Raw genomic sequence first — 9649 nt, 5'->3', positions numbered from 1 at the left:
GGGATTTGCGCCATTCAGACGTCCGGCTGCAACGTCAACACCTCAAACCCATCCCGCGTCACCGCCACGGTATGTTCCCACTGCGCCGACAGGCTGTTATCCCGCGTCACCACCGTCCAGCCGTCTTTCAAGCTGCGCACCTTGGCGCTGCCCTGGTTGAGCATCGGTTCAATGGTAAACACCATGCCTTCACGCAGTTCCAGCCCGGTGCCGGGACGGCCAAAGTGCAGGATCTGCGGCTCTTCGTGCATCTCGCGGCCGATGCCGTGCCCGCAATATTCACGCACCACGCTGTAGCCGTTGCTCTGGGCATGGCTCTGGATGGCGTAGCCGATATCCCCCAGGCGTGCGCCGGGCTTGACCTGGCGAATTCCGGCCCACATCGCTTCAAAGGTCATTTCCACCAGGCGCCGGGCCTTGGGGGCGACGTTGCCGATCATGTACATCTTGCTGGAGTCGGCAATGAAACCGCCTTTTTCCAGGGTGATGTCGATATTGACGATGTCGCCGTCCTTGAGCACCGCCTTGGCGCTCGGCATGCCATGGCACACCACCTCGTTGATCGAGGTGTTGATGCAGAAGGGGTAGTCGTATTGGCCCAGGCTCGCAGGCCGTGATTGCAGGTCGCTGCGGATGTAGGCTTCTACGGCGCTGTCGATCTCCAGGGTTGACTGGCCGGCGGCGACAAAGCCGTCGAGCATGGTAAACACCTGGGCCAACAGGCGGCCGGATTCGCGCATCACCGCGATTTGTTCCGCCGTCTTGATCATTGCGCGCGCCCCCGGATCAGGTCGGGTTTGTCCAGCAACAGTTTGTTGATCAGGTCGTTATAGGCCAGGTGCGGATTGAGCTCGGCGAGCAGGCCGATCTTGATCCAGAACTCGGCCTGGGCGTTGATGGAACGGTCCATGGTGGCGCTGGCTAGACGGAGTTGTTCGTGCAATTGGTCGGTGATCTTGACGATGCCCATGAGCTTCACTGTGCAGGGTTGATATACAAAGCGTATACGTTTCGTATGCTCTACGTAAAGCCTGGCGTTTCGCCATTGACTTGCCCGGCACCGCCGGTTAATTTCAATTCATGACATTTCAAACCTATCATTGCCAGCCAAGCATTATTACCGCCATTCCTCATCTGGCGGGATAGCGCTCGGCTGTACCCAAACCCGCCCTAGAGGCGGGTTTTGTTTTTCCGTCTCCAGGGCTCTGTAAATTCCCAGGAGACACCCATGAGTACCCACCCGGCGGCGAGCCAGACCGAAGATTCGGGATTGCTTGAGCACTACGTGAAAAAGATCCTGGCCGCCCCGGTCTACGACCTGGCGGTGCGCACGCCGTTGCAGGCGGCGCCGGCGCTTTCGGCGTTGCTGGGCAATCAGATCCTGCTCAAGCGTGAAGACCTGCAACCGACCTTTTCCTTCAAGATTCGCGGCGCCTACAACAAGCTGGTGCAACTCACGGAGGCACAAAGGGCCCGGGGTGTGATCACGGCGTCGGCCGGCAACCATGCCCAGGGCGTGGCATTGGCGGCGAGGGAGTTGGGGATCAAGGCGACGATCGTCATGCCGTGCAGCACCCCGGAGCTGAAGGTGTTGGGCGTGCGCTCCCGAGGCGGCGAGGCGGTGTTGCATGGGGCCAGCTTTCCATTTGCCCTGGCCCATGCGTTGCAGCTGGCCGAGACCACCGGCAGCACGTTTGTCTCGCCGTTCGACGACCCGGACGTGATTGCCGGGCAGGGCACCGTGGGTATGGAAGTGCTGCGCCAACAGCAAGGGCCGCTGGACGCGATCTTCGTCCCGGTGGGCGGCGGCGGCCTGATCGCGGGTATTGCCGCCTACGTCAAATACCTGCGCCCAGAAGTGCGCATCATCGGCGTCGAGCCCGAAGGCTCCAGTTGCCTGCTGGCAGCACTGCGCGCAGGGAGCAGGGTGGTGCTGCCGAGCGTCGACAGCTTTGCCGATGGCACCGCCGTGGCCCAGATCGGCGCCTATGGTTTTGAAATCTGTCGGCACCACGTGGATGAAGTGATCACCGTCAGCAATGACGAACTGTGCAGTGCCATCAAGCTGATCTACGACGATACGCGCTCGATCACTGAGCCTTCAGGTGCCTTGGCTGTTGCCGGTATCCGCAAGCATGTCGCGAAGACCGGCATCCAGGGGCAAACATGGGTGGCGATCAACTCGGGGGCCAATATTAACTTCGATAGTTTGCGGCATGTTGCTGAACGAGTGGCAGCTCAGGCAGGTTAAACGTTTAATCTAACGAATGTTTAATTTAGTTACATTCACCCGTTTGGATGGCGGTTATCAAAGTAGAAAAAAGTTCTTTAGGTGCACTTATAACGAGCGGTCTTTCATTTTGCATGATGCCAGGGAAGGTGCATTGCAAGACGCATGAACCGGCAGGCGGTTTTTTGTCCGAAAGCTGCGGTTTGTCTGGGGCGCTCCGCCGTGGGCCTGACGGCATGTTTAATGCTTTATAAGATCCTGTTACAACTCTGAATGAGCAACAAACACAGCGGCTAACACCTCGAACGGGTGAGTTAATGGCGGTCTGCCACGTAACTTATATAAGTAACGCTCTTGCTTATGAGGAAAGGATCCAACGCGTTTCAAACGAGCCTAGTACGCTGGGTCAGTGAAGCCGTCTGCCAAGGCTGGTAAGGCGCAAACGGCGAGCGTGTCACCGCGTTCGCCAGCAGTACGAAGATTGATAACAATCGATTGGCAATCTCATAAAAGGAGAGGTCGGCCATGCTTTCGGATCTGGAATTACGCGGCATCATTGAAGGAAGTTTCCTGCCCAAGCGCTGTGAAGTCACTAAGGCGCCAGACGCCTCGCTGACGGTGAAGGTTTATCACGAGATCGACCATGACCGGGTCGACCTGGTGGTCACCGGCATTTGCGCGAACAAGCTCGACAGCAGTCGGGCGATCTGCAACTTGATTACCGAGTTGCGCGAAGACCTCAAGCACACCCACACCCATGCCCCGGCCCTCAAGAGAGCTGGCGCACGTCCATTCTATTAAACGCACGGCTGAGCTTCAGTCAGTGAAGATTTGCGGGCCTGGATAAACACCAGGCCCGATGCCGTTTGCGTGATCACAGCGCACATTGGATCAATTCTGGAAATCACAGGCTTCTGACAGTTTGTGATAACCCACGTCCTGGATTTTGCCGGCGCTGTCCACGAACTTGATATCGGCCTTGATCACTTTGCATTCATTGGTATCGGTTTCGTGCATGGCAAGCACCTTCTGCACATCCATCTTCTCGCCGTAGTGATAAGGCGTGATGACAGGGGCGCTATCAGCCTGTGCCATCCCCGTTACAGCCGTCAGGGCAAATGCGCTACCGAGCATTAACGTACGCAGTTTCATGGTGTTTCTCCGCAAGCCGTTCGCAGGCTCTCGAGGTGATGAGCCGCGGCCGCCCTGGGCATCGGCCGGAGCCGTGCGAGTGCGGTCGATTCGACGATCGTCCCGGGGGATTAACCATCGATTAAGTGAGGCTTTACTGACAAAAGCTTCATCTTCAGCGTAGTCGTAACCTCACGCACACAATCCGGAAAACTCCGATACAGGCCCGGACAACGCGCTTGCTACCGTCGCTCGCGGGTCCATCAATCGGATGGCGTGTGTAAAAGGCGGAGTCGGGTTTGCAAAAGAAAATCGCAGCAGAGTTTCTCGGAACGTTCTGGCTGACCTTCGGCGGCTGCGGCAGCGCGATACTGGCGGCGGCCTTTCCAGAGTTGGGTATTGGCTTTGCCGGTGTGGCCCTGGCCGCTGGTTTGACGGTGCTGACCATGGCCTACGCAGTGGGCGGCATTTCCGGTGCGCACTTCAACCCCGCGGTGACCATCGGCCTGTGGGTCGGCCGCCGGATGGCGGGTATCGATGTAGTCCCCTACATTATTGCCCAGGTGGCCGGTGCGATGGTCGCTGCCGCCGTATTGGCGCTGATCGCCAGCGGCCGTCCGGATTTCGAGATAGGTGCATTCGCAGCCAATGGCTATGGTCAGTTGAGCCCGGGGCAATACAACCTGCTGGCGGCAGTGGTGGTGGAAGCCGTAGCGACGTTCTTTTTTGTGTTCATCATCATGCGCGTCACCGGTCCTGGTTCGGCAGCGGGATTTGCGCCCATCGCGATCGGCCTGGCGCTGACCCTCATTCACCTGGTGACCATGCCCGTCACCAATACCTCGGTCAACCCGGCCCGCAGCACGGGGCCGGCATTGTTTGCCGGGGGGGAATACGTGATGCAACTGTGGCTGTTCTGGGTGGCGCCGATCGTGGGCGCGGTGATCGGCGCCATCGTCGCGCGAGGGGTCACCTGCCCCAGGCAGGCGTGAGCCTACCAGCTCATGCGTACCCCCGCGTTGCCGCTGAATCCTTCCAGGGTGTTGCTATCCAGTTGAGTGTTGTAGTCCGCCGCCAGGTACACGCTGACGGTGGACGACAGCTTGGCCACAACGCCCACACCGAGGTCGGCGGTGGATGATGTGTGATCGGTTTTAATCCGGTCCACGTCATCGTAGGTCACCGTGTCACTGCCACCGAACGTGCGCCAGGCGTTGGCCCGCACATACGGCTCGATTGGCGTGTTCTGCACCAGGTAGCGGCCCTTCAAGCGTGCACCGAGGCGGCCAGTCCAGTAATCCTGGGAGGCGAATGAGACCTTGGAGATGCCGTCGTGCTGGCTGTCCATGTCAATCTGCTGGTTGATCACCTGGACCTGGGGTTCCACCACCCAATGTTCGGAAACAGTAATCGGGTAACCGGCTTCTGCCGACAGGGCCAGGGCGTGGCCCTTGTTGTCGATCTTCACGTCACGGTCGGATTTGCTGTCACCGTCGAGACGCGTGCCCATGGCCACCAGGTCCACGTACCAGCCTTTGGGGTCGGTGAGGGTCCAGTAGGCGCCGAAGTTATCACCGTCCAGCTTTACGCGCCCGGAGCGGTTGTCCTGGAAGCCCATTGAAAAGCCCTTGATGTCACCATGCAGACGGCTTTGGCCGATGAACAGGCCGAAACGCTGGATCTGGCCGCCGCTGGTCTCGGAGGCGTAAAGGTCGTGGCCGACTTGATAGCCCTTGATGGAACCGTCGAAACTCGGCGACACCGTGCCCGACCAACTTTTGTTGAAGTCACTGCCATAGGCACGGCCCCAGCCCGCCGGTACCGGCCCGGTTTCACTGAGCAGGCTTTGCTCGCCCTGGCGGTCATGGAAGGTACCCAGGGCTTGCAGCGTCATTAGTTGCGCGGCCGGCACGACCACCGAGTACACCGGCACCTCCAGGCGATACAACGGAATCGGCTCGGCCCCGGCGATGGCGGTAGGCAACACCGGGTTGCTCGCTGCCGACTCCGGTGAGGTTGCCGCCGCTACCTGGCTGGGCGCAGGATCAGGGGGTTCCACCGGCGCGACGGGTTGCGAGGTCGGCGGTTCCACCGGTGGTTCATCCGGCGCTACCACGGGCGGCACCGGGGGAATGGGAGGCACCGGCACGATCACCGGTGGTGTGGGCGGCGTTGGCGCCACCACCGGTGGCTGCACAGCGACCACCGACGAGCGCAGGTACCAGTTGTTTTCCGTGCCAGCGGTTACACCACCTTTGAATAGAAGATACTCATAGGCCCCGGCGGATACCGAGCCTTTCAGGGCAAAGGCGTCGGTGCTGCTGGTGGCGCCGTTGAGCGCTTGCACCACCTCGATCCCGTTGTTCTGCGTAAAGCCCCCGGCGCCGCCGAGGTTGGTCACGGCCAGTTGGGTATTGCCGCTGATGGACCCATCTGAAACCACCAGTTTGTCACTGGCGGAACTGTCGTCACCGAGTACCGATTGCAACCACAGTTGGCCATTGTTGCCGACGTAGTTGCCATACACGGTCAACGTATCCGTGGCGCTGTTGCTGCGGGTGGTCATGTCGAGGGTGCCCGCGTTGTTCAGGGTGGCCAGGGCGCCCGCGGTGTAGGGGCGGATGCTGCCTTGAGTCACGCCGAGGGTACTGCTGCCATCGATGTTGAAGGTGCCGGTATTGCTGGCACTGTCGCCGAGGAAAAAGTCGCCGGCCAGGTCGAAGCGCGAGTTGTGGTTGAGGTTGACCGTCTCCCAGCCGATGTAGCGTGCAGCGGTGCTGGAGGTGGTGTTGTCGAAGGTCAGTTGGTCGTTGCCCAGGCCGCCGTCAATCGAAGGCGTGGTGCCAAGCAGGGTTTCGTTGAGGCCGCTGAGCAGTGCGGTATCGTCGCCATCGCCCATCAGCACCGCGGATTTGATCTGGCCGCCATTGAGCCAGTTGAGTGTGTCATTGCCGACACTGGCGCGGATCTCGCCATTGATGACCCCGCCACTGACGGTAATGCTGTCGTTGCCGCCACTGGTGCTGATATTGCCGCCGATGCTGCCGCCGGAGACGATGATCGTATCGGTCCCGAAAGCGGTCACCAGGTTGCCGAGAATTGACCCGCCGGACATGTCATAGATGTTGTTGTCGAGCTTCATGTCGACCCGGCCGATGGTGCCGCCGGTTTGCCTGGCCACGTCGCCATCTTCGAAGGCGCCGACGATGGTGCCGCCAGTCATCAGGAACGTATCGCGTCCATCGCCCTGGGCCAGGGACTGGATCTGTCCGCCGCTCATCACGAAATCATCAATGCCGTTGCCCTGGGAAACTGCGCCGGTCACGGTCCCCGAGCTGATCTGGAAACGATCGGCGCCGTCCCCCTGGGTGATGCTCCCCACGATGCGTCCGGAATTCATATCGACGAAGTCGGTGCCGGCGCCGAAGCTGATATTGCCGTTGATGGTGCCGGTGCCGCCGGCGGGCAGGGCCAGGGTGTTATTGCCGGCAAGGTCGGTCAGGCCGGTGGCGCTGGTGCCGCTGTCGCAGGTGAAAGTGTCGTTGCCGGGGCCCGGGGTGAGTACGCAAGCCGCCAAGGCTTGTTGGGGGGCCAGGTAATGCAGTGAGAGGATGCCGACAGCCAAAACGGCGCGAGGATGAAAAGTCCGTTTATTGCGCATTTATCTGCCCTGTGTTTGTTATAAAAACTGCACATGTTTTTTGGGTTTAGTACAGTTTTTGACACAGTGCAGGATTTTCTGACAGATAACCGCAGGGCTGTAAGCCACGTAATACGTGGCTTACATGGTGGCATATTGATTTCTATCGTGTATTTGTCAGTCCAACTGATGACGATAGGGCAGGTCCGGACCGGTCTTGCTGCAGGTGAGAGCCGCAGCGCGGGTGGCGAAGGTGAGCATGCTGCTGATCTGTTCGCGGGACAGCTGTTGCAGGCCCTCGACCGAGTCCAGTTGCTGCTCGGTGAGCCAGGTGATCAGTGCCGCCTGGAATGTATCGCCGGCACCCACGGTATCGGCCATGACAACTTTGACTGCCGGTGCCGACCAACTGCCATGCTGACGGCTGAACACCGTCGCGCCATCGCCGCCACGGGTCAGGAATACCAGTTGGCAACGGTGTTGCAACCAGCCTTGCAGGATGCTTTCCGGAGCCTGGCCGGGGTAGAGCAGGTGCAGGTCTTCGTCACTGACCTTGATCAGGTCGGCATGCTTGACCAACTCGGCCACGCGGGCGCGCCATAGCTCGATGTTCGGCTCGGGGTTCAGGCGTACGTTGGGGTCGAGACTGATCATGCGCTTGCCGCTTTCCCGGCGGACCAGGGCCAGCAGGGTGTCGGCAATCGGCTGTACCACCAGCGAAAAAGAGCCGATGTGTACGCCACGTACTTCATCGCCCAATACGGGCAAATGTTCGAGCTGCAACTGGCGGTCGGCGCAACCTTCACCACGGAAGCTGTACTGCGGTGAGCCATTGGCACCCACGGCGACCATTGCCAGGGTGGTCGGCGCGGCGAATTCCAGCAGGAAATCCTCGCGCACACCTTCGTCCTTGAGCACCTGCAACAGGCGCCGGCCGAGGTAGTCGTCGGAGATCCCGGCGAAGAAGCCCGCGTCGATTCCCAATCGACGCAAACCTACCGCGACGTTGAACGGCGAGCCGCCGGCAATCGCCTTGTAATTGACCCTGGACGCCTTGCCGCTGGCATCGTCCTCGCTGAAAAAATCAAACAGCGCTTCGCCACATACCAAATACATATTCGTTCGCTCTTAAAGGGATGCCACGTGCTGTTGATAACGCTCATAAGCCTGCTGGTAGGCGCTGACGCTGTCGGCGTCCGGCAGCGTGCGGCTGGCCGCGTCGACGCTGACGCAACGCTGGCACAGCTGCGCCAGGCTCTCACCGGACTGGCACCACGCCGCCTGGATTGCTGCGCCCAGGGCAGCGGCTTCGCTTTGTTCGGTGCAGATCACTTCGGTGTTCATGATATCCGCGACCATCTGCCGCCACACCGGGCTTTTCGAACCGCCGCCAATCAGCCGGATGCTCTGGCTTTGCAGGCCGGTCTGGCGCAACAGGTCGAGGCCGTAGCGCAGGCCGAAGGTGGTGCCTTCGACCACGGCGCGGCACAGGTTGGCGCGGGTCAGGTTGGTCATGGTCAGGCCGTGCAGGCTGCCGGTGGCGTGGGGCAGGGCGGGCACCCGTTCGCCATTGAGGAACGGCAGCATGCTCACGCCGTCGGCGCCAATCGGTGCCTCGGCCACCCGCGCGTTGAACGCCGCCAGGTCCAGGTCGAACAGCTCGCGGATGACGCCGGTGGCGTTGGTCAGGTTCATGGTGCAGATCAACGGCAGCCAGCCGCCGCTGGAGGAGCAGAACGTCGCGACCGACGCCTGCGGGCTGACGTTGGCCTGATCGGCAAAGGCATACACGGTGCCGGACGAGCCCAGGCTCATGGTGATCACACCGGGGGCGATATTGCCGGTGCCGATGGCGCCCATCATGTTGTCGCCGCCGCCGCTGGAGACTTGCGCATTCGGGTTGATGCCCAGGCGCTCGGCGATGGCGGGCAGGATGGTGCCCACTGGCTGATTGGCTTCGATCAATTCGGGCAGTGCGGCTTCCAGGCGTCCTTCGGGGTCAATGTGGCGCAGCAGTGCCAGGTCCCACTCCCGGGTGCGTACGTTGAAATAACCGGTGCCCGAGGCATCACCGTATTCAGCGCAGGCGCGGCCGGTGAGCCAGTAGTTCAGGTAGTCGTGGGGCAGCAGGATATGCGCGATGCGCGCGAACACCTCCGGGTGTTGTTCGCGGGTCCATAGCAGTTTGGACACGGTGTAGCCGGGAGCGATGGCCACGCCGAGGCGCTCCAGGGAACCGCTTTCACCGCCCAGGTGTTGCAGCAGGCGATCGTTTTCGGGCGCAGTTTCGGTGTCGCACCACAGCTTGGCCGGGCGCAGCACGTGGCCTTGGTCGTCGAGCAGCACCAGGCCATGTTGCTGGCCGGAGACGCCGATGGCGAGGATGTCCTGGCCGTCCACACCGGCTTGTTGCAAGGCGCGGTGGGTGGCTTCGGTAAAGGCGTCGAGCCACTCCTGGGTGTGTTGTTCGCGGCGGCCATTGGCGCCGCTGATCAGCGTATGGCTGGCAGCGCCCAGGCCCAGGACGTTGCCGCTGCTGGCGTCCAGCACGATGGCCTTGGTGCCCTGGGTGCCGCAGTCGATACCGAGATAGAGGTTTTGCTGGGTCATGGTGGGTCGCTCAGCCTATTTTTATGGAGAACTCGGTC

Annotated in this window: 9 protein-coding genes; 3 read left to right on the top strand and 6 right to left on the bottom strand. The window is 61.0% G+C overall.

What is annotated here, in order from left to right; genetic code table 11:
• Nucleotides 1-14: 14 nt before the first annotated feature.
• Entirely contained in the window at nt 15-770 is a 756-nt protein-coding gene (gene map / locus SNL23_RS14585; protein ID WP_318302572.1) for a type I methionyl aminopeptidase, read from the bottom strand.
• A complete protein-coding gene (locus SNL23_RS14580; protein WP_017475587.1) occupies nt 767-970 on the bottom strand; it encodes a ParD-like family protein in 204 nt (67 codons plus the stop codon). Before SNL23_RS14580 ends, map begins: the two co-directional genes overlap by 4 nt.
• Nucleotides 971-1228: 258 nt before the next feature.
• Here SNL23_RS14580 and ilvA point away from each other — a divergent pair, with 258 nt between their 5' ends.
• A complete protein-coding gene (gene ilvA / locus SNL23_RS14575) occupies nt 1229-2251 on the top strand; it encodes a threonine ammonia-lyase, biosynthetic (protein WP_318302571.1) in 1023 nt (340 codons plus the stop codon).
• Between the two features lie 504 nt (nt 2252-2755).
• Nucleotides 2756-3031 (top strand): DUF1652 domain-containing protein, encoded by a 276-nt coding sequence (locus tag SNL23_RS14570; RefSeq protein ID WP_063029815.1) that lies wholly within the window; start codon nt 2756-2758, stop codon nt 3029-3031.
• A 90-nt stretch (nt 3032-3121) separates the two neighbouring features.
• Here the strand turns inward: SNL23_RS14570 and SNL23_RS14565 are convergent, their stop codons facing one another.
• The gene (locus tag SNL23_RS14565; protein WP_076013619.1) at nt 3122-3382 is read right to left on the bottom strand and encodes a DUF2790 domain-containing protein; all 261 of its coding nucleotides are present in this window, start codon (nt 3380-3382) and stop codon (nt 3122-3124) included.
• A 278-nt stretch (nt 3383-3660) separates the two neighbouring features.
• On the opposite strand from SNL23_RS14565, the gene aqpZ reads away from it, so the two are divergent.
• Nucleotides 3661-4353, top strand: coding sequence for an aquaporin Z (gene aqpZ, locus SNL23_RS14560; RefSeq protein ID WP_076013618.1), 693 nt, complete (start codon nt 3661-3663; stop codon nt 4351-4353).
• 2 nt (nt 4354-4355) lie between these two features.
• Here the strand turns inward: aqpZ and SNL23_RS14555 are convergent, their stop codons facing one another.
• The 3 genes from SNL23_RS14555 to xylB all read right to left on the bottom strand — a co-directional run bounded on the left by SNL23_RS14555 (nt 4356) and on the right by xylB (nt 9611).
• The gene (locus SNL23_RS14555; protein WP_318302570.1) at nt 4356-7022 is read right to left on the bottom strand and encodes an autotransporter family protein; all 2667 of its coding nucleotides are present in this window, start codon (nt 7020-7022) and stop codon (nt 4356-4358) included.
• A gap of 156 nt (nt 7023-7178) precedes the next feature.
• Nucleotides 7179-8117, bottom strand: a complete 939-nt coding sequence (locus SNL23_RS14550; protein ID WP_318302569.1) for a carbohydrate kinase family protein — start codon at nt 8115-8117, stop codon at nt 7179-7181.
• A 12-nt stretch (nt 8118-8129) separates the two neighbouring features.
• Nucleotides 8130-9611, bottom strand: coding sequence for a xylulokinase (gene xylB / locus SNL23_RS14545; protein WP_318302568.1), 1482 nt, complete (start codon nt 9609-9611; stop codon nt 8130-8132).
• Nucleotides 9612-9649: the final 38 nt, after the last annotated feature.

The organism is Pseudomonas sp. SED1 (assembly GCF_034044025.1).
Taxonomy (GTDB): Bacteria; Pseudomonadota; Gammaproteobacteria; order Pseudomonadales; family Pseudomonadaceae; genus Aquipseudomonas.
This window is presented reverse-complemented; position numbering and strand designations above follow the sequence as displayed.

Coding starts and splice junctions, on each gene's coding strand:
- map (WP_318302572.1), bottom strand. CDS start 770: ATGATCAAGACGGCGGAACAAATCGCGGTGATGCGCGAATCCGGCCGC.
- SNL23_RS14580 (WP_017475587.1), bottom strand. CDS start 970: ATGGGCATCGTCAAGATCACCGACCAATTGCACGAACAACTCCGTCTA.
- ilvA (WP_318302571.1), top strand. CDS start 1,229: ATGAGTACCCACCCGGCGGCGAGCCAGACCGAAGATTCGGGATTGCTT.
- SNL23_RS14570 (WP_063029815.1), top strand. CDS start 2,756: ATGCTTTCGGATCTGGAATTACGCGGCATCATTGAAGGAAGTTTCCTG.
- SNL23_RS14565 (WP_076013619.1), bottom strand. CDS start 3,382: ATGAAACTGCGTACGTTAATGCTCGGTAGCGCATTTGCCCTGACGGCT.
- SNL23_RS14555 (WP_318302570.1), bottom strand. CDS start 7,022: ATGCGCAATAAACGGACTTTTCATCCTCGCGCCGTTTTGGCTGTCGGC.
- SNL23_RS14550 (WP_318302569.1), bottom strand. CDS start 8,117: ATGTATTTGGTATGTGGCGAAGCGCTGTTTGATTTTTTCAGCGAGGAC.
- xylB (WP_318302568.1), bottom strand. CDS start 9,611: ATGACCCAGCAAAACCTCTATCTCGGTATCGACTGCGGCACCCAGGGC.